At 66.4% G+C, this 23,295-nt stretch carries 20 protein-coding genes; 16 read left to right on the top strand and 4 right to left on the bottom strand.

Annotated elements, in window-relative coordinates; translation table 11 throughout:
• Positions 1-13 precede the first annotated feature (13 nt).
• A complete protein-coding gene (locus tag ACHL_RS10205; RefSeq protein ID WP_043793958.1) occupies positions 14-2,404 on the top strand; it encodes a RelA/SpoT family protein in 2,391 nt (796 codons plus the stop codon).
• Here the strand turns inward: ACHL_RS10205 and ACHL_RS23790 are convergent.
• The 3 genes from ACHL_RS23790 to ACHL_RS10195 all read right to left on the bottom strand — a co-directional run bounded on the left by ACHL_RS23790 (position 2,285) and on the right by ACHL_RS10195 (position 5,566).
• On the bottom strand, positions 2,285-3,025 hold the full coding sequence (locus ACHL_RS23790; RefSeq protein ID WP_015937218.1) for a type IV toxin-antitoxin system AbiEi family antitoxin: 741 nt from the start codon (positions 3,023-3,025) through the stop codon (positions 2,285-2,287). The genes ACHL_RS10205 and ACHL_RS23790 overlap by 120 nt on opposite strands.
• Before the next feature lie 101 nt (positions 3,026-3,126).
• Positions 3,127-4,692, bottom strand: a complete 1,566-nt coding sequence (locus ACHL_RS10200) for a DUF349 domain-containing protein (protein ID WP_015937217.1) — start codon at positions 4,690-4,692, stop codon at positions 3,127-3,129.
• 67 nt (positions 4,693-4,759) lie between these two features.
• Positions 4,760-5,566, bottom strand: coding sequence for a peptidylprolyl isomerase (locus tag ACHL_RS10195; protein WP_015937216.1), 807 nt, complete (start codon positions 5,564-5,566; stop codon positions 4,760-4,762).
• A 245-nt stretch (positions 5,567-5,811) separates the two neighbouring features.
• Here ACHL_RS10195 and hisS point away from each other — a divergent pair, with 245 nt between their 5' ends.
• From hisS to ACHL_RS10180, 3 genes are all read left to right on the top strand, one after another.
• Complete coding sequence (gene hisS / locus ACHL_RS10190; protein WP_015937215.1) at positions 5,812-7,185, top strand: histidine--tRNA ligase; 1,374 nt, start codon at positions 5,812-5,814, stop codon at positions 7,183-7,185.
• A 146-nt stretch (positions 7,186-7,331) separates the two neighbouring features.
• Positions 7,332-9,131, top strand: coding sequence for an aspartate--tRNA ligase (gene aspS / locus ACHL_RS10185; protein ID WP_015937214.1), 1,800 nt, complete (start codon positions 7,332-7,334; stop codon positions 9,129-9,131).
• A gap of 84 nt (positions 9,132-9,215) precedes the next feature.
• Positions 9,216-10,031, top strand: a complete 816-nt coding sequence (locus tag ACHL_RS10180) for a GNAT family N-acetyltransferase (RefSeq protein ID WP_015937213.1) — start codon at positions 9,216-9,218, stop codon at positions 10,029-10,031.
• An 83-nt stretch (positions 10,032-10,114) separates the two neighbouring features.
• Here the strand turns inward: ACHL_RS10180 and ACHL_RS10175 are convergent, their stop codons facing one another.
• The gene (locus ACHL_RS10175; protein WP_015937212.1) at positions 10,115-10,789 is read right to left on the bottom strand and encodes an acVLRF1 family peptidyl-tRNA hydrolase; all 675 of its coding nucleotides are present in this window, start codon (positions 10,787-10,789) and stop codon (positions 10,115-10,117) included.
• 68 nt (positions 10,790-10,857) lie between these two features.
• Between ACHL_RS10175 and ACHL_RS10170 the strand changes: the two genes are divergently transcribed.
• From ACHL_RS10170 to ACHL_RS10115, 12 genes are all read left to right on the top strand, one after another.
• Positions 10,858-12,258 carry a replication-associated recombination protein A gene (locus ACHL_RS10170; protein WP_015937211.1) on the top strand — a complete coding sequence of 467 codons (1,401 nt, stop codon included), beginning with the start codon at positions 10,858-10,860 and terminating at the stop codon, positions 12,256-12,258.
• 169 nt (positions 12,259-12,427) lie between these two features.
• Positions 12,428-13,054, top strand: a complete 627-nt coding sequence (gene rpsD, locus ACHL_RS10165) for a 30S ribosomal protein S4 (RefSeq protein ID WP_015937210.1) — start codon at positions 12,428-12,430, stop codon at positions 13,052-13,054.
• A gap of 144 nt (positions 13,055-13,198) precedes the next feature.
• Positions 13,199-13,573, top strand: coding sequence for a DUF948 domain-containing protein (locus tag ACHL_RS10160; RefSeq protein ID WP_015937209.1), 375 nt, complete (start codon positions 13,199-13,201; stop codon positions 13,571-13,573).
• A 16-nt stretch (positions 13,574-13,589) separates the two neighbouring features.
• Positions 13,590-13,820 (top strand): DUF6167 family protein, encoded by a 231-nt coding sequence (locus tag ACHL_RS10155; RefSeq protein WP_015937208.1) that lies wholly within the window; start codon positions 13,590-13,592, stop codon positions 13,818-13,820.
• Between the two features lie 113 nt (positions 13,821-13,933).
• Positions 13,934-16,618 (top strand): alanine--tRNA ligase, encoded by a 2,685-nt coding sequence (gene alaS, locus ACHL_RS10150; protein WP_043794623.1) that lies wholly within the window; start codon positions 13,934-13,936, stop codon positions 16,616-16,618.
• Between the two features lies 1 nt (position 16,619).
• A complete protein-coding gene (ruvX, locus tag ACHL_RS10145; protein ID WP_043793954.1) occupies positions 16,620-17,216 on the top strand; it encodes a Holliday junction resolvase RuvX in 597 nt (198 codons plus the stop codon).
• Positions 17,213-18,979: an endolytic transglycosylase MltG gene (mltG, locus tag ACHL_RS10140; RefSeq protein ID WP_015937205.1), complete on the top strand. Its 1,767-nt coding sequence runs from the start codon at positions 17,213-17,215 to the stop codon at positions 18,977-18,979. The genes ruvX and mltG overlap by 4 nt, the downstream gene beginning before the upstream one ends.
• On the top strand, positions 18,976-19,836 hold the full coding sequence (locus tag ACHL_RS10135) for a shikimate dehydrogenase (RefSeq protein WP_015937204.1): 861 nt from the start codon (positions 18,976-18,978) through the stop codon (positions 19,834-19,836). Before mltG ends, ACHL_RS10135 begins: the two co-directional genes overlap by 4 nt.
• 26 nt (positions 19,837-19,862) lie before the next feature.
• Entirely contained in the window at positions 19,863-21,062 is a 1,200-nt protein-coding gene (aroC, locus tag ACHL_RS10130) for a chorismate synthase (RefSeq protein ID WP_015937203.1), read from the top strand.
• 59 nt (positions 21,063-21,121) lie between these two features.
• The gene (locus ACHL_RS10125) at positions 21,122-21,631 is read left to right on the top strand and encodes a shikimate kinase (RefSeq protein ID WP_050767157.1); all 510 of its coding nucleotides are present in this window, start codon (positions 21,122-21,124) and stop codon (positions 21,629-21,631) included.
• Positions 21,628-22,719, top strand: coding sequence for a 3-dehydroquinate synthase (aroB, locus tag ACHL_RS10120; RefSeq protein ID WP_015937201.1), 1,092 nt, complete (start codon positions 21,628-21,630; stop codon positions 22,717-22,719). Before ACHL_RS10125 ends, aroB begins: the two co-directional genes overlap by 4 nt.
• The gene (locus tag ACHL_RS10115) at positions 22,719-23,237 is read left to right on the top strand and encodes a tetratricopeptide repeat protein (RefSeq protein WP_043793951.1); all 519 of its coding nucleotides are present in this window, start codon (positions 22,719-22,721) and stop codon (positions 23,235-23,237) included. The genes aroB and ACHL_RS10115 overlap by 1 nt, the downstream gene beginning before the upstream one ends.
• Positions 23,238-23,295 lie beyond the last annotated feature (58 nt).

Raw genomic sequence — 23,295 nt, 5'->3', positions numbered from 1 at the left:
GAGGGGTGCTTCATTGGAAGAACGTTCGGCGTCGGCGCCAACGGCTCAGGGAGAAAACAATTCCACCGGTGGCCATACCGGGGTGGCCGCATCTGCGCGCCCCGGATCCCTGGTGCCGGTGGACAACTCCGGGACCCGCGCCACTTTCCCTGGCCGCAGGGAGCGCACCCGTTCGAGGCTTGCCCGCCTGACCGGCCGTGGGGCAGCCACCTACTCACCCATCCTTGAGCCGCTGCTGCGCACCGTCCGGGCCAACAACCCCAAAGAGGACTTCGACCTCATCCAGCGCGCATTCGACGTCGCTGAACGCAGCCACCGGGGGCAGAAGCGCAAGAGCGGCGACCCCTACATCACCCACCCCGTGGCTGTTGCCACCATTCTTGCCGAACTCGGTTTAAGCGGGACCACCTTGGCTGCGGCCCTCCTGCACGACACCGTTGAGGACACCCCGTACACGCTGGCGGACCTGAAGCGTGACTTCGGTGCCGAAGTGGCCATGCTGGTGGACGGTGTGACCAAGCTGGACAAGGTCAGCTTCGGCGAAGCGGCGCAGTCCGAGACCGTCCGTAAAATGGTCGTAGCCATGGCCAAGGACATCCGGGTGCTCATGATCAAGCTCGCGGACCGGCTGCATAATGCCAGGACCTGGCGGTTCGTCTCCGCCGAATCGTCCGCCCGCAAGGCCCGCGAAACACTCGAAATCTTCGCGCCGCTGGCACACCGCCTGGGCATGAACACCATCAAGTGGGAACTTGAGGACCTGTCCTTCGCAGCGCTGTATCCGAAGGTCTACGAAGAGATTGTCCGGATGGTGGGGGACAGGACGCCGGAGCGGGAGAAGAGCCTCGGCGTCATCCGCGACCAGATCACCGAGGACCTCCGTACGGCCAAGATCAAGGCGACTATCACGGGCCGCCCCAAGCACTACTACTCGATCTACCAGAAGATGATCGTCAGGGACAAAGACTTCGACGACATCAACGACCTCATGGGAGTCCGGGTCCTCGTGGATTCCGTCCGGGACTGTTACGCCGCACTTGGCACCATGCACTCGCGCTGGAACCCGCTGCCCGGCAGGTTCAAGGACTACATCGCGATGCCCAAGTTCAACATGTACCAGTCCCTGCACACTACCGTGATCGGCCCCGGCGGCAAGCCGGTGGAAATCCAGATCCGCACCCATGAAATGCACCGCCGCGCAGAGTACGGCGTTGCAGCACACTGGAAGTACAAGGACCAGCCCAACCGCACGGCCGTGGGCCCGGGCAGCCCCCGGGACGGCGACATGGGGTGGCTGCGTTCCCTGGTTGACTGGCAGCAGGAGACATCCGATCCGGGCGAGTTCCTCGATTCGCTTCGATTCGAGATCAACGCCCGTGAAGTCTTCGTCTTCACTCCCAAGGGTGAGGTCATGGCGCTGCCCGCCGGGTCCACGCCGGTGGACTTTGCCTACGCGGTCCACACCGAGGTGGGGCACCGCACCATCGGTGCCCGCGTCAACGGGAAGCTCGTCCCCCTCAACAGCGAACTCAACCACGGCGACTGGGTGGAAATCTTCACCTCCAAGGCCGAAGGGGCGGGGCCCAGCCAGGACTGGCAACACTTCGTCAAGAGTGCCCGGGCACGCAACAAGATCCGACAGTGGTTCAGCAAGGAACGCCGCGAGGAAGCGATTGACCGCGGCAAGGAACTGCTGACCCGTGCCATGCGGAAGCAGAACCTTCCGCTGCAGCGGCTCATGACGCACGAGGCCCTGGCGGCCGTCGCCGAAGAATTCAAGTACGTGGACATTTCCGGCCTGTACGCCGGTGTCGGAGATGGCCACACCTCCGCGCAGTCCGTCATGGAGAAACTCGTCGAAAGCCTCGGCGGCACCGAAAACGCCGACGACGACATCAGCGAAGTCAGTATTCCCACCCAGGTCACCAAGGCCCGTTTCTCCGACTCCGGTGTTGTGGTCCGTGGTGTGGGGGACGTGTGGGTGAAGCTGGCACGTTGCTGCACCCCCGTGCCCCCGGACCCCATCCTCGGCTTCGTGACCCGGGGATCAGGGGTTTCTGTGCACCGCACAGACTGCACCAACATCTCGGACCTTAAGGATCAGCCGGACAGGATTGTCGACGTGGACTGGGCACCTACCCAGTCCAGCGTGTTCCTGGTGGAGATCCAGGTCGAGGCACTCGACCGCAAATCGCTGCTCTCGGACGTGACGCGGATCCTGTCGGAAAACCATGTGAACATCCTGGCCGCCAGCGTGCACACTTCCACCGACCGGGTTGCCATTTCAAAGTTTGCCTTCGAGATGGGGGACCCCAAGTACCTCAGCCACGTCCTCAGCGCCGTCCGCCGGATCGACGGGGTCTTTGATGTCTACCGCACCACCGGGAACAAGCGCCGGAGCTAGCCGGGAAAGTTTTTCCAAGGCAGCCTTTTTATGCGGTACCCGCGGGCTTGCCTCGATGGCGAGTACCAGCAGCCGCAACCGCACGTCCTTTTCGGGTCGGGCCAGCAAGTTGGCCAGGGTAGGTACGGCACGTTCGGCGTCCACGTGCAGGGCGATATCCAGTGCGGTCCGCAGCGGACTGGACACCATGAGCCCGCCCATGCTGACCACGTCGAAGGGCCCCAGCCTGACCTCGTGCAGGGTGCAGCCCCGGGTGTTCCGCAGGCTCGAAACCCGGCGCTTGGCGTCCACCAGGAGGGCAAGGCGGTCTGGCTCGTCAGCACAGCCGTAGATCCAGGCTGCGGTCATCCGTCCCGCCACGACACGCTGGCGCACCTGGGGCGGCACGGAGCCGGCGGCAGCACGGGCGCGCAACTGGGCAGAGGCGGCAACCCCCGGGAGGGTGTAGCCATGCTGATGGAAGCGGGCCAGGATCCCGTCGGCAGCCAGTGACTGCAGTTCCGGCGAGTCGAAGGGCCGCCCGGGCGCGTAAAGTTCCGGGAATCGCGCCGGAACCGTGTGATGCTGCGGCGGATGCTCCATCCCCGCTCCGGCCGGCGTGGAATCAGATGGTGAGGCCATCCCTCCATCCTGCCAAGGGGGTGCGGATAAGCGCAGGCCCGGTTCAGGTTATGTGGATAACCGGAACCGGGCCTGTGGCGTCGTCAAGCAGGAAGGAGGGGTCAGCTCAGTTCGCTGGCGGAACGCTGGATCTGGTCGAGCCAGGCCTGGCGTGCCTCGAGGGCTTCCCTGGCTGCCTTGATCTTGCGCTCGTCACCGCTCTGCTCAGCCTTGGCGAGGTCATCCTGCAGGCCGGCGATGGCACTCTCGAGCTGTGAAAGGGCACTGTTGGTGCGCGCCTTGCGTTCGGGGTTTGAACGCTGCCACTGCTCTTCTTCGGCCTGCCGGACGGCGTCCTCGACCTTGCGGAGGCCGGCTTCGATCCGGCCCATGTCGGCGCGCGGGACCTTTCCGGCTTCTTCCCACCGGTCACGGACGGACTGCAGCGCCTTCTTGGCACTGGCCAGTTCTTTGATCGGGAGAATCGTGTTGGCCTCGGCCAGGAGGGCTTCCTTGACCGTCAGGTTGGCGGCGTACTCCTGGTCGATCTCGTCGTTGGCGGCCTGCCGGGACGTGAAAAAGACGTCCTGCGCGGCACGGAAGCGTGCCCACAGCGCGTCATCATCCTTGCGGCTGGCGCGGGGAGAGGCCTTCCACTGGTCCATGAGGCGGCGGTATTCGCCTGCGGCGTAGCCCCAGTCAGTGGAGCTGGAGAGGGCCTCTGCCTCGGAGATGAGCTTTTCCTTGGCGGTCTTCGCAGCGGAATTGTTGCTGTCCAGCTGGGAGAAGTAGGCCCGGCGGTGCCGGTCAAAAACGGTACGGGCAGCGCGGAAGCGCTTCCAGAGGGCGTCTTCGTTGCTGCGGCCCAGCCGGACGCCGCTCTTCTGCGCAGCCTTCCAGTTTTCGAACAGCTCGTTCATCCGTGCGCTGGAGGTCTTCCACTGGGTCTGCGCCGGGTCCTGCCCGGAAATCTCTTCCGCCTCGGCCACGATGGCTTCGCGGGCGGCAAGTTCGGCTGCCCGGACGGCGTCGTGCTCTGCCTTTTCCGTCTTCTCAAGCTCGGCGATGTGGGTTGCCAGGGTATCCAATCGGGCTTCGGCTGCCCGGAGGTCGCCCACCATGTTGCGCTCCGCAAGCTGTTCGCGCAGGTGGGTGACGGTCTTTTGCATGTCGGTGCTGGGGGCCTTGGAGCTCACGCGCTGTTCCAGGAGCACGATCTGGGCCACGACGTCGTCGTACTTCCGCGCGAAGTAAGCCAGAGCTTCGTCATCGCTGACGCCCGGGTACTGCCCGACGGCGTGTTCTCCGCCGTCAATCGTCAGGAAGACGTGTCCATCGCCTTCCACGCGTCCCCATTTTGCTGCCTCAGCAGGCGAGGTGGCGGGGGCGGCGGGTGCCACGGCAGCTGCTGGGGCAGCAGCAGCCGGCTTGGGACGTGACGCGAAGGCTGCGGGGGACGGGGCCGAAGGCCGGGGTCCGGGAGCCGGAGACGGGGCAGGGGCTGCCGGTTCTGCGTCCGGGGCAGGGGACTCGGCCGGCTGGTCTGCCTCCGTGCCGGCTTCTTCCACACCTTCGGTAACGGCCTCCGGGGCCGTTGCGCTGGCTGCTGCAGGTTCTGCGTCCGTGGCGGGAGCCGCCGCGTCGGTCACGTCTGCTGCTGTTTCGTCGGATTTCTGACTGTCTGTCACCGCTAAAAGTCTTTCGCTTGGAGGGAACTGCTCACGTCCTGGACCGCGGCCGCCATGGCCGGGCTTCCTACTTCAGAGAAAACGAGTCTATCGTGACTGCTTGAACGGGCGCGCCGTCTGTGTCGCTGCTGCCCGGGGTGATGCCTGCTGCAGCAATGCCGGTCACCACGTCCAGGCCGGAGGTCACCTTGCCCACCACGGTGTAGCCGCCGGCGGAATCAGCCGGAATGTTGGTGTCTTTGTAGACGATGAAGAACTGCGTTCCGTTGCCGTAGGCGTTGTTGCCGCTACGGGCAACGGCAATGGTTCCGGCCGGGTAGGAGTTGTCCGCCGGGGTGTTTTCCAGTGGGCCCCACGTGTAGTTGGGATCGCCTTGCCCGTCGCCGTTCGCAGAGCCGCACTGCAGCACACCGAAGGCGTCCGAGGTGGTGAGGCGGTGGCAGCTCTTGCCGTTGTAGAAGCCCTCGTCGCTGAGGGACTTGAAGACCGCCGCGGCCTGCGGTGCCGCAGTTCCGTTGAGTTCAACGCCCAGCGGCTTGCCGTTCAGCACGAGGTCCCCGGTGAAAGTCTTTCCCGCCGCAGTGTCGGCGGCCGGAATGTTGGGCCCGTTTGTTGCCGGGGCTGACGGACTGGCTGACGCCGACGGGTTGGTGAGGCCGGCCTCGGTGGCGGCAAACTCATCCTCGGTGGGGTTGCCGGCGAAGGCCGTCAGCTGAAGCACGACGGCGAGCACCACGGCGGCGGTTCCGGCGCCGGCGGCGATCAGGTTGTCGCGTTTGCGACGCTGTTCCTGGTCGCGCCTCAGCTCGCGTTTGGCCTCCATCTGTTGGATACGCCGTTTTGCTTCGCGGGCACTGCGTGAACTGGCCGCCAAGGTTCCTCCTTGTGTTGGCTGTGTTGTCTCTGGTCTGCGTGGTTGCGCCAGGTGCCTTGACGGCACCGGGTACAGTCCGCTGACTGCCAGGCCCTGCAGGTCCGGCGCATTAGAGATGCACACCGATGACGCATAAACTGACTGCCGCACATAGTTTATGCATGACTGGCTGGACAGCTGCCGCAGGGCGCCCGCGACGGGCTGGACGCGGCCGGCGTCCGGCACCTTAAGAGGAGAGAACTTCCATGGCACGCACCGCCTCCCTGTCCGGATTCCCCGAGTGGCTTCCCGAGGAGCGGCTGGTGGAGATTCATGTCCTGGATACCCTGCGCCGGGTCTTCGAACTGCACGGTTTCGCCTCCATTGAGACGCGCTCGGTGGAAACAGTGGGACAGCTGCTGCGCAAGGGCGAGATCGACAAGGAAGTGTACGGACTCAGCCGCCTGCAGGAGGACGAGGGCGAGAACCCGGTCAAAGGCGGCAAAGCGGACCCGCACGCGCTTGCCCTGCACTTTGACCTCACGGTTCCCTTCGCCCGCTACGTCGTCGAGAATGCCGGCTACCTGGCCTTCCCGTTCCGGCGCTACCAGATACAGAAAGTCTGGCGCGGCGAACGCCCCCAGGAAGGCCGCGCCCGTGAATTCACCCAGGCGGATATTGACGTCGTCGGCGATGGCGAGTTGCCGTTCCGCTATGACGTTGAGATCGCCCTGGTCATCGCCGAGGCACTCAGCGCGCTTCCCATCCCGGACTTCCAGCTGCGGGTCAACAACCGCAAACTGGCAGAGGGCTTCTACCAGGGCATCGGACTGACGGACACCGCAGGGGTCCTGCGCAGCATCGACAAACTGGAAAAAATCGGTCCGGCCAAGGTTGCCGAACTCCTGAAATCCGAACTTGGTGCCACCGACGAGCAGGCACAGAAGGCCCTGCAGCTTGCCGGTATCCGCACCGGGGACCTGTCCTTCGTGGCCCAGGTCCGTGCCCTCGGCGTCAGCAACGACCTGCTCGAGGAGGGCCTTAGCGAGCTGGAGCAGGTCATCGACGCCGCCGTCCAGCGGGCTCCCGGCAAGGTGCTGGCGGACCTCAGTATTGCCCGCGGACTGGACTACTACACGGGCACCGTGGTGGAGACCGTCCTGTTGGGTCATGAACAGCTGGGTTCCATCTGCTCCGGCGGAAGGTATGACGCCCTGGCCTCCAAGGGCAACCGGAAGTTCCCCGGCGTCGGCCTGTCCATCGGTGTGACCCGGCTGGTGTCCCGGATCTTGAGCCAGGAGCTGGCCAAAGCCTCCCGTTCCGTTCCCACCGCCGTGCTGGTGGCCCTGTCGCACGACGACAGCTGGGGCGCTGCGCAGGACGTCGCCGCCCAGTTGCGCAGCCGGGGGATTCCCACCGAGGTCGCCGCCAAAGCGGAAAAGTTCGGCAAGCAGATCAAGTTCGCCGACCGCCGGGGCATCCCGTTCGTCTGGTTCACGGACGACGACGGCACGCACCAGGTCAAGGACATCCGGTCCGGTGAACAGGTGGTCGCTGCCCCGGAGACGTGGATGCCGCCGGCCGCCGACCTCGTGGTACAGGTGGCCACCGCCGGCCCCGTTCCCGCCCAGGTCTCCTGAGCAGGCTCCCCGTCCCTCCGTCCCGTCGGAGCTTTGCCCGTGGTCGCCGGCTTCAGTCCTACGGGTAAACTCGGACGGGACCGGTCCCCGAATCATCGAGACCTATTCCCTAAGTTTTCCCGCTGTTTCCTCTAGAAAGGTGTGCTGTGCTTCGCACACATGACCTCGGATCCCTTCGCTCCGAGCACATTGGACAAACCGTAACCCTGGCCGGCTGGGTAGGCCGCCGCCGTGACCACGGTGGTGTGGCCTTCGTGGACCTGCGTGATGCGTCCGGCGTGGCACAGATTGTGGTCCGCGAGGAGGAAGTATTCCACGGGCTGCGCAACGAGTACGTCCTGCAGGTCACCGGCACCGTCTCCAAGCGCCCCGAGGGCAACGAGAACCCTGCGCTGGGCACAGGTGAGATCGAGGTCATCGCCGAGGACGTGACGGTGCTCAACACCTCCGATCCCCTGCCGTTCCAGATCGACGAGCACGTGGAAGTCGGTGAGGAAGCCCGCCTGAAGCACCGCTACCTTGACCTCCGCCGCCCCGGCCCCAGCCGCAACATCCGGCTTCGCTCCGAAGCCAACCGGGTGGCCCGCGACTTGCTGCACCACGAAGGTTACGTGGAGATCGAGACGCCCACTCTGACCCGTTCCACGCCCGAAGGCGCACGCGACTTCCTGGTTCCGGCCCGCCTGGCACCGGGCTCCTGGTACGCCCTGCCGCAGTCCCCGCAGCTGTTCAAGCAGTTGCTGCAGGTGGGCGGTTTCGAAAAGTACTACCAGATTGCCCGCTGCTACCGGGACGAGGACTTCCGCGCCGACCGCCAGCCCGAGTTCACCCAGCTGGACATTGAGGCCAGCTTCGTGGACCAGGACGACGTCATCCGCCTCGGCGAGAACATCGTCAAGGCCGTCTGGAAGCTCATCGACGTGGAGATCCCCACGCCCATCCAGCGCATCACCTACGCGGACGCCATGGCCCGCTACGGTTCGGACAAGCCCGATCTTCGCTTCGGGCAGGAACTGACGGAGCTCACGGAGTTCTTCAAGGACACCAACTTCGGTGTCTTCAAGGCGCCCTACGTTGGCGCCGTCGTCATGCCCGGCGGAGCGTCACAGGCACGCCGTGCCCTGGATGCCTGGCAGGAATGGGCCAAGCAGCGCGGAGCCAAGGGCCTGGCGTACGTCCTGTACAAGGAAGACGGCGAACTCGCCGGTCCGGTCGCCAAGAACCTGACCGACACCGAGCGGGCCGGCCTGGCCGACGCCGTCGGCGCAAAGCCCGGTGACTGCATCTTCTTCGCCGCCGGCGAAAAGACCCCGTCCCGCGCCCTGCTGGGTGCTGCCCGGGTCGAAATCGGCCACCGCACCGGCCTGATCGATCCCACGGATTGGGCTTTCTGCTGGGTTGTCGACGCGCCGATGTTCGAACCGGCTGCCGCAGCCGTGGCGTCAGGCGACGTCGCCGTTGGTGCAGGCCAGTGGACTGCTGTCCACCACGCCTTCACCTCGCCCAAGCCGGAGTTCCTCGACACGTTCGACAAGGACCCCGAGTCCGCGCTGTCCTACGCCTACGACATCGTCTGCAACGGCAACGAAATCGGCGGCGGCTCCATCCGTATCCACCAGCGCGACGTGCAGGAACGCGTCTTCGAACTGATGGGGCTGGACAAGGAAGACGCCCAGACCAAGTTCGGCTTCCTCCTCGAAGGCTTCAAGTACGGAGCGCCCCCGCACGGCGGAATCGCGTTCGGCTGGGACCGCGTGGTGTCGCTGCTGGCAGGCGTCGAGTCCATCCGCGACGTCATCGCGTTCCCGAAGTCCGGCGGCGGTTTCGATCCGCTGACCGCTGCACCGGCACCCATCACTGCGCAGCAGCGCAAGGAAGCCGGCGTCGATTTCAAGCCTGAGGCGGTCAAGCCCGTTGAGGCCAGGAAGGCTGAAGCGGTCAAGTAACGCACCGTGCTGAGCGGCAGGAGGTTCCCAGGATATGTTGGGGCGCCTCCTGCCCCCGCTTAACCCGCCTTGGAGGAGAACGCCGTGTCCACCACCGCCCTTGGAGACGGCGCCGCCGGCTTCCCCGGCCTCGAAGCCGCCATGGACGCCGCGTGGCCCGCGCCGGAGCGCCAAGGCCTTGGACCCTGGGTCCTTCGCGCCGCGGAGGGCGTGACCCAGCGGGCGAACTCGGTCTGGCCACAGTCAGCCGGTGCAGGGGAGGCGGAGCTTTCCGGCCTGTTGCGGGAAGCCCGCACCTGGTACCGCAGCCGCAGGCTGCCCCTGATCTTCCAGGTCACCGCCACCGCGGAAGCAGCTGAACTCAATTCGTTCCTGGACGCGCAGGGCTTCACCACGCAGTCCGAAACCCTGATCATGACCCGGGGGCCATGGGACCATGCCCGGGTGGCGAAGCCGCGCCCCGCCGTCGAACTCGCTTCTGCCCCGTCTGCCGAATGGCTTGCCTTGTGGTGGGCGGTGGACGGACGGGGCGGTGAGGACGCCCTGGCCATCGCCCGCACCATCCTTGAGGGCTGCCCCGCCGTGTACGCCCTGGCCCGGGACAGCGAAGGCAGGCCGGCCGCCGTCGGACGCCTTGCCCTTCCCGGCACCGGGCCAGAGGCGCGGGGCGGGCTGTACTCCATGGCGACCAGCCCCGAGGCACGCCGACGCGGTCACGGGACCGCCGTCCTGGATGCGCTGCTCACGGCGGGGGCGGAGCGGGGCCTTTCCGGCTACTGGCTGCTGGTCACCGCAGCGAACCAGGGCGCCCAGGCGCTTTACGCCAACGCCGGGTTCCGGGAATCCGGCCGCTACGTTTACCGGCAGGAACGGCCAAAGCGGCAGCTGACCGGCTGCTGAGGCCGCTCCTGCCGTTTCGACGGTTCCCTGCCCGGAAGACGTTGCGGAGCGTCGTGTGGGAAGGGGACCGTCGAAACGGCGTGCTAGGCCGCAGGCGGGTCGGTGACGGTGACCCGGATGGAGCAGGCGTCCACGGCGGCTTTCTTCACCACGGCGGCCCGGGGATCGGGAACGTCGAGGTAGGCCAGCCGCGGCAGTCCCGCCCACGGTTTAAGGGCGGGGTGCGCCAGGAGGTTGTCCACCAGACCGCGGTCGCCCCCGGGCAGGATGTACTCGAAGGCCCGCCCGGCAAATACCAGCCGTGCCTGCTCCGCCACTGCCTCCGCCATGGCGTCTGCCTGGTTGGCGCGGCGACGGGCAAACCGTTGCTGTGACTGCCCGCCGGCCGCGGTCCGGGACTGCACATACCTTGAACCGGTCTTCGCGGCTATGATGATTCCTTCGCTAGCCACGGCCACACCGTAGCCGCCGCGACGGACCAGGAGCAGACCCACCGTCCGCGGCTGACTGGCGAGCGACGCCAGCCGTTCCACGACGCCCGAACCGCGCCCGGGCCGGCCGTCGTTGGGCCATGGCGCCACCAGCAAGGCCGTGGCGCCGTCCGCGGCGGCCAGCCGCACACCCTCGTCGTGGTCCTCCACGCCAAGGCTGCCGTGGCTGGCAGCGAACCGCTCTACCCAGCCGGTCAGCCGGGAAGCGGAGACGAATGCCGTCCGGACCGAGGGGGAGCGGCCGCTGCCGGCGGCGTGGGTGGTCATGGCGGGTTCGGGTTCCTTCCGGACAGCGGGTGGCGGGATCGCCGGGCGACTGGAAGTAGCCTATCTATGTGGATGATCTCTTCGGGCCGGGGCAAGGCAATGACGACGACGGCGATTCGGCCGCCGCGGGCAGCGCACCCGCCAGTTCCTCACCACGCAGTCCGCTGGCCGTCCGCATGCGGCCCCGCACCCTTGATGACGTTGTGGGCCAGCAGCACCTGCTGGGCCAGGGGTCTCCGTTGCGCCTGCTGGCGGCCGGAGCCGACGCCGCCGGACCGGCCGGGCCAAGTTCGCTGATCCTGTGGGGCCCTCCCGGGACAGGGAAAACGACGCTGGCGCATGTGATCGCCCGCGGGCCGGGCCGCAAATTCGTGGAGCTCTCGGCGATTACTGCCGGCGTCAAGGACGTCCGCCGCGTCATGGACGACGCCCTGACTGCACGCGACCTGTACAAGACCACCACGGTGCTGTTCCTGGACGAGATCCACCGGTTCAACAAAGCCCAGCAGGACGCGCTCCTGCCGGGCGTCGAAAACCGATGGGTGGTGCTGGTGGCGGCCACCACCGAGAATCCGTCGTTCTCTGTGGTGTCGCCGCTTCTTTCCCGGTCCCTGCTGCTGACCCTGAAGCCGCTGACGGACGCCGACATCGAGGGACTGCTCAGCCGTGCCGTCGCGGACCCCCGGGGGCTGGACGGCAAAGCGGAACTGGCCCCCGAAGCCCTGGCGCACCTGGTCCGGCTGTCCGGCGGCGACGCCCGCCGTGCCCTCACCGCCCTGGAAGCTGCGGCCGGCGTGGCATTCGGTGATGCCGACGACGCCGAAACCGGGCCGGTGACCGTGGAACTCAAGCACACCGAACGGGCCCTCGACGTGGCGGCCGTCCGCTATGACCGTGCCGGCGACCAGCACTATGACGTCGCCAGCGCCTTCATCAAATCCATCCGCGGCTCCGACGTCGACGCCGCCCTCCACTACCTGGCGCGCATGCTTGAGGCCGGCGAGGATCCGCGGTTCGTGGCCCGCCGCATTGTCATCTCGGCTGCCGAGGACGTGGGCATGGCGGATCCCACCGCGTTGCAGACAGCCGTAGCAGCGGCGCAGGCGGTGCAGCTGATCGGCATGCCGGAGGGCCGGATCATCCTGGCCGAGGCTGTGGTCCACCTCGCGACGGCGCCAAAATCGAACGCCGCCTACATGGGCATCAACAAGGCCATTGCCGACGTAAGGGCCGGCATGGGCAATGGCATCCCGCCCCACCTCAGGGACTCTCACTACCCGGGTTCCAAGCAGCTGGGGCACGGAAAAGGCTACAAATACGCCCACGACGCCCCGCACGCCGTGGCTGCGCAACAGTATCCGCCGGACGATTTGGTGGGCCGGGACTACTACCAGCCCACCGGCAACGGCGCTGAACGCGACATCGCTGCCAGGCTGGAGCGGCTGCGGAAGATTGTCAGGGGCAAGTAGCCGCCGTGCTAAGGTAGATGTTTGTCTGGCAAGGCACGGACGCACAATCCACCGAATTTTATTGATGGAGCTGTGCCCTGCGCCCAGTAGCAAAAGGCAGCGGTTGGCCGATGCTCTCCATCAAGGAGGCCAGTAACACTGACACACCGCAGATATTGGAAGGACACAAGTGGCTAACAACACTCGTGCTCGCCGTCAGGCCCGCCTCTCGCGGTCCCTCGGCATTGCTCTGACCCCCAAGGCCGCCAAGTACATGGAGCGCCGCCCGTACGGCCCCGGTGAGCATGGCCGTGCCCGCAAGAAGCAGGACTCCGACTACGCCGTACGTCTGCGCGAAAAGCAGCGCCTGCGCGCCCAGTACGGCATCCGCGAAGCACAGATGACCCGTGCCTTCGAGGAAGCCCGCCGCACCAAGGGCCTGACCGGTGAGAACCTCATCGAACTGCTCGAAATGCGCCTTGACGCCCTGGTCCTGCGTGCCGGCTTCGCCCGCACCATCGCCCAGGCCCGCCAGCTGGTTGTGCACCGCCACATCCTGGTTGACGGCATCCGCGTTGACCGTCCGTCGTTCCGCGTCGGCGAGGGCCAGCTGGTCCACGTCCACAGCCGCAGCGAAACCATGGTTCCGCTCCAGGTTGCAGCAGCCGGCGCGCACCGCGATGTCCTGCCTGCCGTCCCGGCTTACCTGGACGTCAAGCTTGAGGCACTGCAGGCCCGCCTGGTCCGCCGCCCCAAGCGCTCCGAAATCCCGGTGACCTGCGAAGAGCAGCTCGTCGTCGAATTCTACGCACGCTAAATCCCAGCAGCGTATCCAAAGAAGCCCGTGGCAAGCGCCACGGGCTTCTTTGTATGTAAGGTACTTGGGGGACATCTGCCCAACGCGGTTCGCGAAGTGCGCAGGATGGTTCCGGACCACAGAATTTCAAGGAGATGAACGTCTATGACTGGTGGCGATATCGCCGGCCTGGTCGCTGCCGGAGTGTTTGCACTCCTGGTGCTGCTGCTCGCCGTGCCCATCCTCAAGCTGGGCAAGGTGTTGGATGAGGTGCGGACGTCCATCCGGTCACTGAGTGACGGCGCGACGCCCCTGATGGATGAGGTCACGGCCACCGTGACCACCACGAACCAGCAGCTGAAGAAGGTGGACGGCATTTCGTCCAACGTCTCTGATGCTTCTGCCAACCTTTCGGCGCTGTCGTCCCTGGTGGCCGCCACCGTTGGATCGCCGCTGATCAAGGTGGCCGCGTTCAGCTACGGCGTCCGCAGTGCGCTCTCCAACCGCAAGAAGCCCTCCACCGGCCGCCGCAGCCGCTAAGCCCCGAAAGAACACCATGAAACGACTTGTCTGGATGGGAATCGGCGTGGCCATCGGTGTCATCGCCTTCCGCAAGGTCACCGAGGCCCAGTCCGCTTTGGGCCCGGAAGGCCTCAACAGGGCTGTAGGCAGGCTGGCCGACGGCGTCTACGACTTCGCTGACGCCGTACGCGCCGGAATGCAGGAGCGCGAAACCGACCTGCGGAGTGCGCTCGGCGTCGAAACCGCGGACCTGGTCCGCAGCTGACGCCCCCGGGCCGTCAGCCCGCACCAACCCGGCAGGGAACCCGACCAGGCCCTGCCGCCTGAACGAACTTTCCGCGTCGTCAAGCGCGGACCAAGAAGGGTATGAAACAGCTCATGAAATCGCAGGAGATCACCAAGCGCTGGGTGGACTTTTTTGTCAGCAAGGGCCACACGGCGGTTCCCTCCGCATCGCTGGTGTCCAGCGACCCGTCGCTGCTGTTCACTGTGGCCGGCATGGTGCCTTTCATTCCCTACCTCACGGCCCGCGAAGAGGCGCCGTACACCCGGGCCACTAGCGTCCAGAAGTGCATCCGCACCGGCGACATCGAGGAAGTGGGCAAGACCGCCCGGCACGGCACCTTCTTCCAGATGTGCGGCAACTTTTCCTTTGGTGACTACTTCAAGGAAGACGCCATCAAGTACGCCTGGGAGTTGCTCACCACCAGCGTTGACGACGGCGGGTACGGCCTGCCGCCCGAACTCCTGTGGGTAACGGTCTACGAAGAAGATGACGAAGCCAAGGAACTGTGGCTGAAGAACACCGGCGTTCCCGCGGAGCGCATCCAGAAGATGGGCAAGGCCGACAACTACTGGAACACCGGCCAGCCCGGCCCGGCCGGCCCCTGCTCCGAGATCTACTATGACCGTGGTCCCGCCTACGGCATCGAAGGCGGCCCGCTCGCTGACGAGACCCGGTACATCGAAATCTGGAACCTTGTCTTCATGCAGTACCAGATCGACAACGTCCGCTCCAAGGACGACTTCGACATCGTTGGTGAACTGCCCAAGAAGAACATCGACACCGGCCTGGGCATGGAGCGCCTGGCGATGATCCTCCAGGGTGTCGAGAACATGTACGAGACCGACCAGGTCCGTCCCGTCATCGACAAGGCTGCCGAACTCTCCGGCAAGGAGTACACCTCGGCCGAAACCCCGGATGACCCCCACCACACGGACGATGTCCGGATGCGTGTTGTGGGTGACCACATCCGGTCCGCCCTGATGCTGATTTCCGACGGCGTGACCCCCTCGAACGAGGGCCGCGGCTACGTCCTGCGCCGCCTCATCCGCCGCGCCGTGCGTTCCATGCGCCTCCTCGGCGTAGAGCAGGCCTGCCTTCCGGACCTGCTGCCGGCTTCGCGCGACGCCATGAAGGGCGTCTACCCGGTCGTCGAAACGGACTTCGCCCGGATCAGCCGGATTGCGTACGCCGAAGAAAAAGCTTTCCTGCGGACCATTGCATCCGGCACGGCGAGGCTCGAGGAAGCAGTCAAGGAATCAAAGGCCGCCAACAAGCAGCTGTCCGGCGAAGATGCCTTCGCCCTCCACGACACCTACGGTTTCCCCATTGACCTCACGCTCGAAATGGCCGAGGAAGCCGGGCTGAAGGTTGACGAGGCCGCCTTCCGCAGCCTGATGCAGGAACAGCGCCAGCGTGCCCAGGCCGACGCCAAGGGCAAGAAGGGCGGCCATGCCGACCTCAGCGCCTTCCAGGACATCCTGGCCCAGGGCGAAACGGTCTTCACCGGGTACACCGAGCTCGACGGCGAATCCCGCGTCCGCGGCCTGCTCACCGGCGGCCGTCCGGTCCAGCAGGCAGCCACTGGCGATGAGATCGAACTTGTACTCTCGGAAACGCCGTTCTACGCCGAGGCCGGCGGCCAGGCGGCCGATACCGGCCTCATCACCGGCGACGGCTTCGTGGTCGAGGTCCTGGACGTCCAGCGTCCCGTCAAGGGCCTCAGCGTGCACAAGGCGATTGTCCGCGAAGGCGAAATCGGTGCTGACTCGCTGGTGCGCGCCGCCGTCGACCGCGAACGGCGCCACGCCGCAGAGCAGGCGCACACGGGCACCCACATCGTGCACGCCGCCCTGCACCAGATCCTTGGCCCGGAAGCCACCCAGCGCGGATCCTTCAACAAAGCGGGCTACCTGCGCTTCGACTTCGCCTGGGGCGAGGGCCTGAGCACCGCCACCCGGTCGGAAATCGAAGAGGTGTCAAACCTGGCCATCCGCAACAACTACGCGGTGGAAACAAAGGTCATGGGCCTCGCCGAGGCAAAGGCCCTGGGCGCCATGGCGCTCTTCGGCGAGAACTACGGCAGCGAAGTCCGCGTTGTAGAGATCGACGGCGCGTGGTCCCGTGAGCTGTGCGGCGGAACGCACGTAGCCAACACCTCACTGATCGGCAGCCTTTCCCTGCTGGGCGAACAGTCCGTAGGGTCCGGAAACCGACGCGTGGAAGCCTTCGTGGGCATGGAGGCCTTCCGGCACCTCGCGGCTGAGCGTGCGCTGGTCACTGAACTGACCGATCTCCTGAAGGTGCCGTCCGGGCAGCTGGCCGACCGGATCTCCGCAACGCTTGCCAAGCTCAAGGCCACGGAGAAGGAACTGGACCGGCTCCGCAAGGAACAGCTGGCAGCCTCAGCAGCCCAGCTGGTCAACAGCGCGAAGGACGCGGCGGGCGTTAGCCTCATCGCCCACGACGCCGGTTCCGTCAGCGGCGCAGACGACATCCGCGGCCTGGCACTGGACCTGCGCAACCGGCTGGGCTCGGCACCCGCCGCAGTGGCTGTTGCGGGCGTGGCAAACGACCGGCCGCTGGTCCTGGTGGCCACCAACGAAGCTGCCCGGAACGCCGGAGTGAAGGCAGGAGCCCTGGTTCGGCTGGCTGCCGGAGTCCTTGGCGGCGGAGGCGGCGGCAAGGACGATGTCGCCCAGGGCGGCGGCACCGATGCAGGCAAGGTGGGTGCCGCGTTGGCGGCCATCCTGGATGCCGTCGAACGGCGCCAGTCCTGACATGGCCGATCCCGCAACCGCCGGCGGCTACCCCCAGGGCGTCAAACTGGGGGTAGACGTTGGCACGGTCCGGGTGGGGGTGGCCATCTGCGACCGTGACTCCATCTTGGCCACGCCGTACAAGACCCTGGACCGGAACACCAAGAAGAACTCCGACGTTCGCCTGATCGCGAAACTGGCGGAGGAACTGGGAGCTGTGCAGGTCATCGTCGGCATGCCCCGCACCATGAAGGGCGAGGAACACGCTTCTGCGAGGATGGCGTCCGACTATGCCGGCCTGCTGGCGGCCGAACTCGCGGCCCGCGGCCTGGACGTGCCGGTCAACATGGTTGACGAGCGGCTCAGCAGCGTCTCGGCGCACCGCAACCTGCATGAAGCTGGCATGAGCAGCAGGAACCACCGTAAAGTAGTTGATCAGGTCGCGGCGGCAGGCATCCTGCAGCACGCCATCGACATGCAGAAAGCCCGGGGAGCGGATGTCGGCTCACGCGTGACAGCGCCATCCCCGTCCGTGGACCTGGGGGACAGCGGTACGGATGAGTCCGTCCGCGCCACCCCGGATACGGCACGATTTTCAGATAATGGAAGGCAACAGTGAGCCCTGCCAACATTGACGACGCCTCAGGGCCCCTGGACTCCGGGGGAGGGAGGCCGCTGACGCGCAAGGAGATCCGGGCACGGGAAAAGAGCCTCGACACCGGCGGCCAGGGCGCTGTCCCTGAGCAGGCCTACGAGACCGGTGCCGACGTGCCCCCGCAGCCCGCAGATCCCCCCGCCGTCCCCGCGCAACCGGCCACCGGCCCCACAGCCGCAGCGCCGCTGCCGGCCGCACCTGCCGCGCCTCCTTCCATCCAGGAGGCGGCCCCGGACAACGGAACGTCCGACGACGGAGGTCACCATGGTGCCGCCGGTCAGGATCCGGCCGCGCACGGTGCGCCTGAGCAACCTGAACCCGTCGCGGACAACGTGGGTGGCCCCGACGCGCCCGACCACCGGCACGGCGAAGTGTTCGCCGCCGACGACCACCAGGACCCGCATGCGGCCGCGGAACACCCGGCGACGGACGTTCATGAGTACGCGGGAGACCCCCACTACGCTGACCCGGCCCAGTACCCGGACGGTCACGAGTACCACGACAACGCCCATTACGGCCAGGTCCACGGCGATGCCGACTACCACGACGACCTGCACGCCGAAGATTCCGGCCACCACACCGGCCACCCGGAGGACGTGCACCATGCCGATGCCGCAGCGCACAGCCTCATCGCCGGTTCAACGGCAACCCAGGTAGTGGTCAGGCCCTCCAAGAAGGTTCGCCGCCGCCGCAGGCTGCTTGCCCTCTTCCTCACCCTGGCTGTTTTCGTTACTGCCGTGGCAGTCGGCGCGCAGTTCCTCAAGCCCCTCCTCGGCAGCACCAAAGCCAGCGACTTCCCGGGCCCCGGCTCGGGCCAGGTCCAGGTAACGGTGGACAACGGGGAAGGCACCCGTTCGGTGGCCATGGACCTCGAAAACAAGGGCGTCGTGGCCAACGCTGACACATTCCTGCAGGCGTTCAGCGCTTCGGGCGGCACGCTGGCCCCGGGTGACTACACCTTCAAGTCTGAAATGACGAACAAGGACGCAGTCGACGTCCTCCTGGGCCAGGACAAGGGCAAGGTGATCTACTTCGCCCTCAGCGCGGGCCTGCGGATCAACGAGTCCCTCCAGGCCATCTCTGAAGGTTCCGGCGTATCGATCCAGCAACTCCAGGCGCTCAGTAACGATCCGGCGCAGTTCGGCTTGCCGGCAAACGCCAAGAACCTCGAGGGCTACCTTGCACCGGGCGAGCACCGTTTCCCGCTGGGCACGTCCGCCAAGGACATCCTGCAAGCCTTGGTCAAGGTGACCGTGGACGAGCTGGTCTCCCAGGGCATCACCGATCCGGCCAAGCAGTACCAGTCCGTGATCGTGGCCAGCATCGTCCAGGCCGAAGGCGGCCAGGCCGAATACGGCGACGTCGCGGGAGCCATCTATAACCGGCTCAAGCCCAACGACCAGACCGGCGGCTTCCTGCAGGTTGACTCGGCAGTAACGTACGGGCTCGGGACCAAGAGCTACAACTTCACGGACGAGCAGCGCCAGGACAAGTCCAATCCGTACAACACGTACGCGAACCCCGGGCTGCCTCCGGGACCCATCGGCTCGCCGGGCAAGACTGCCATCGACGCGGCCGCCAGGCCCAAGACGAACGACTACCTCTTCTGGGTTACGGTCAACCTGGACACCAAGGAGACCAAGTTCGCCAAGACCCTGGCCGAACACAATGTCTACGTTGAGCAGTACAACACCTGGTGCCGGGCGAACGTGGGCCGCTGCACATGACCCTGCGGGCAGCAGTGCTGGGGCACCCGATCAGCCATTCGAAGTCCCCGGCCCTGCATTTGGCTGCCTACCGGCAGTTGGATGCAGACATCAGCTACACGGCAATCGACGTCACCGAGCAGCTCCTTCCGGGACTGATGGGGCAGGTCCGCCGCCAGCCTGGATGGTGCGGGCTTTCGGTCACCATGCCGTTGAAGACCGCCATGCTGGGCCATGTGGACGAGGTCCGCGGCATCGCCCGGACCCTCGGCGTGGTCAATACTGTCTCGTTCGAGGACGACGGGCACGGACCACGTGCCATCGGCTCCAACACCGATGTGGCTGGAATCGTCAACGCCCTCCGGCACGCGGGAGCGAACGCCGCACCCTCCGCGGTCATCCTCGGCGGCGGCGGCACCGCGGCTTCCGCGGTGGCCGCACTGCAGGAGCTCGGAACCCGGCGTGTGCAGATCTTCGCACGGGACCCTGCACGCACCGCAGACGTCCGTGCGGCGGCCGCAAGCGCCGGCGTCGGGGTTGACGTGCTGACGCTGGCCGAAGCCGTGCTCCCCACGGCTGCTGCCGACGTCGTGATTTCCACCCTGCCGCCCCGGGCGGCGGACGGGCTGGCAGGAGAGCTGGCCGCCCTGAAGACCGAAACGCCGGGCGTCCTGCTGGATGTCGCCTACGACCCCTGGCCCAGCCTGATCGCCTCGGTGTGGCGGGCGGGCGGCGGTGCCGTGGTCCCCGGACTGGAGATGCTGCTGTACCAGGCAGTGGAACAGGTGCGCCTTTTCACGGGCCGCGGGGATGACGTTAATGCAGCTGTCATAGATGTGATGTGCGCCTCAGTCGGCCTTCCCCGACGGGCTTTGTAACCGCCCTACGTGGCAGGATGGAAGATATGTTGCGTTGGTTGACTGCCGGTGAATCCCATGGTCCGGCTCTGATGGGAATTATTGAAGGCGTCCCCGCCGGTGTTGAAATCACCAGCGGGCACATCGCAGACTCCCTGGCCCGCCGCCGCCTCGGATACGGCCGCGGCGCCCGGATGAAGTTCGAACAGGACGTTGTCACCATCCTGGGCGGCGTCCGGCACGGTGTGACCCAGGGCGGTCCCGTGGCCGTCCAGGTGGGAAACACCGAATGGCCCAAGTGGGAGCAGATCATGGCGCCGGATCCGGTGGATCCGGAACTCCTGGCCGACCAGGCCCGCAACGCGCCCCTGACCCGCCCGCGTCCCGGCCACGCGGATTTCACCGGCATGCAGAAGTACGGCTTCGATGAAGCCCGCCCCGTGCTGGAACGTGCCAGCGCCCGCGAGACCGCCACCCGGGTGGCCATGGGCACCGTCGCCGCCCAGTTCCTCAAGCACCTCGGCATCGAGCTCGTCAGCCACACGGTGTCCATCGCCAGTGTTTCCGTTCCCGACGGCCGGCCGCTGCCGGAACCGGCAGATGTCATCGCCCTGGACGCTGATCCGCTGCGCTGCTTCGACCGGGAAACCTCGGACGCCATGGTTGCCGAAGTTGACGCCGCCCACAAGGAAGGCGAAACCCTCGGTGGCGTGGTGGAGGTCCTGGCGTACGGGCTGCCGCCCGGACTGGGCAGCTACGTCCACTGGGACCGTCGGCTGGATTCCCGCCTGGCTGCTGCCCTCATGGGCATCCAGGCCATCAAGGGTGTGGAGGTGGGCGACGGATTCAGGACCGCTGCGCGCCGCGGCTCTGCAGCCCACGATGAAATCGTGCGGGATGAAGACGGCCGGATCGTGCGCGCCAGCAACCGCGCGGGCGGCATCGAAGGCGGCATGAGCATTGGGGACGTCCTTCGTGTCCGCGCAGCGATGAAGCCGATTGCAACGGTGCCCCGCGCCCTGAAGACGATCGACGTCAGCACCGGAGAACCGGCAAAGGCCCACCACCAGCGCTCCGACGTCTGTGCCGTTCCGGCCGCAGGCGTCGTTGCCGAAGCCATGGTGGCGCTGGTCCTGGCCGAAGCCGTCACCGAGAAATTCGGCGGGGACTCGGTGGCAGAGACCGCCCGCAACATCAAGGGTTACCTGGACAACATTCCGGCGTCCCTGGACTCGATCGGCCAGTAGTGCCGGCCCAGAGCAGCACCGGGGCCGTCGGCAACCGGCCGATCGTCCTGATCGGCCCCATGGCCGTGGGCAAATCCGCCATCGGACAGCAACTGGCCCAACAGCTCGGTGCACCGTTCGTTGACACGGATGCCGTGATCGTGGCGGGCCACGGCTCCATCGCCGATATCTTCGCCGGCCGGGGCGAACGCGCCTTCCGCGAGATCGAGGCCCGTGCTGTTGCCTCCGCCGTTGACGCGGCCGAAGGCACAGCCACGGTAATCTCACTCGGCGGGGGCGCCGTCCTGGACTCGGGAACGCAGCAGCTGATTGGCCGCTGCACAGTGGTCTACCTCGAATGCGATGCGGATACCGTTGCTGCGCGCATTGCCCGCAATTCCGGACGCCCCCTGCTGGCAGGGGACGCCATGGGACGCTGGACAGAAATGTTCGCCACCCGCAAGCCGGTCTACGAGAGGCTTGCAGACATCACCCTGGACGTGCGCCATGGCTCGATATCCGAGCTCGGCAGCCGGCTGGAAGCAGCACTGCACAACTACGTAGCTGCCAAACAGGAAGTTGAAAAGTGAACACCTCATCAACAGTCATCAAGGTCACCGGTGAATCCGCCGCCAACAACTACGACGTTGTGGTGGGGCGGGGCCTGCTGGGAACCCTTCCGGAAATCCTGGGGGAGCGGGTGCGGCGCGTGCTGGTCATCCACCCCCGGGCCCTGCGCCTCACCGGTGACACCGTCCGCGATGACCTTGAGTCCGCGGGCTTCACTGCGCTGACCGCGGAAATCCCGGACGCCGAAGAAGGCAAGCACATCCAGGTCGCTGCCTTCTGCTGGCAGGTCCTGGGCCAGAACGACTTCACCAGGTCTGACGCCATCGTGGCTGTCGGCGGGGGAGCGGTCACCGACCTGGCGGGCTTCGTGGCCGCCACCTGGCTCCGCGGCGTCAAGGTCATCCACATGCCCACCAGCCTGCTGGGGATGGTGGATGCGTCCGTGGGCGGCAAGACCGGCATCAACACCGCCGAGGGCAAGAACCTGGTGGGCGCCTTCCACCCTCCGGCGGCGGTCCTGGCGGACCTGGACACCCTGGACACGCTGCCCCGGAACGAACTCATTTCCGGTATGGCCGAAGTGGTCAAGTGCGGCTTCATCGCGGACCCTGCCATCCTCGAACTGGTGGAGAAGGACTTTGCTGCGGTCACCGATCCGCGGTCCGAGACCCTCCGCGAGCTCATTGAACGTGCCATCGCCGTCAAAGCCAAAGTGGTTTCGGAAGACCTCAAGGAATCCGGGCTGCGCGAAATCCTCAACTACGGCCACACCCTGGGCCACGCCATCGAACTGGTGGAACGCTACTCGTGGCGGCACGGCGCCGCAGTCTCCGTCGGCATGATGTTCGCCGCGGAACTCGCCCGCAGCGTGGGCCGGCTGAGCGATGCCGACGCCGACAGGCACCGAAGCATCCTCGAAGGACTTGGGCTCCCGGTCACCTACCGGCGGGACCGATGGCAGGGCCTGCTGGACGGCATGCGGCGGGACAAGAAGTCCCGCGGCGACCTGCTGCGGTTCGTGGTGCTGGACGGTGTGGCCAAACCGGGCATCCTGGATGTCCCCGACACGTCCCTCCTGTTCGCCGCCTACCAGGAAGTCGCTTCCTGATGCAGGGCGACATGGAAGGCACCGCCGAATGGCCTGAAGCAGGCTTCCCGGGAATCCGGATCAACCCTGAAACACTGCTGCCCCAAATCGTCAACGACGATGCGTGCCGGGAAGCGCTGGCGGCTTCCACTGACCCTGCGGACCACGTCTTCGTGCTGCTGGTAGAGGGCCACGGGGCAGAAGCTGCAGAACTGCTGGCCGAAGCCCGGTTCAATGACCCGGAATCCTTCCGACTGCGTGCGTTCGAGGCGGAGGTCCTGCGGGTTTCGAACCGGCTGGACAGGGCCGTGGAGCTCTTCCGCCAGCTGCTGCACGAGGTCCAGGGGACCCCAAAGGAAGCGCTGGCACTGCAGTTCCTCGGCAAAACCCAGTACACGGCCGGGCAGACCTCCGCTGCCGTGGAATCCTTTGCCCGCGCCCTGGACCTGCGCGTGGCACAGTCCGCCGATGCGGCGCTGATCTACTCATCCACCGTCGCGTTGCAGCGCGCACGGGACGTACTGGACCTGGCCTGCTGAGACCCCGCTTCGGGCCGCCGGGGAAGTCCGCGTCCAATTGCCGGTAGAATGGTTTTTG

Origin of the sequence: Pseudarthrobacter chlorophenolicus A6 (assembly GCF_000022025.1) — a bacterium.
Taxonomy (GTDB): domain Bacteria; phylum Actinomycetota; class Actinomycetes; order Actinomycetales; family Micrococcaceae; genus Arthrobacter; species Arthrobacter chlorophenolicus.
Note: the sequence above shows the minus strand (reverse complement) of the source record. Positions and strands in the feature narration are given on the sequence as shown.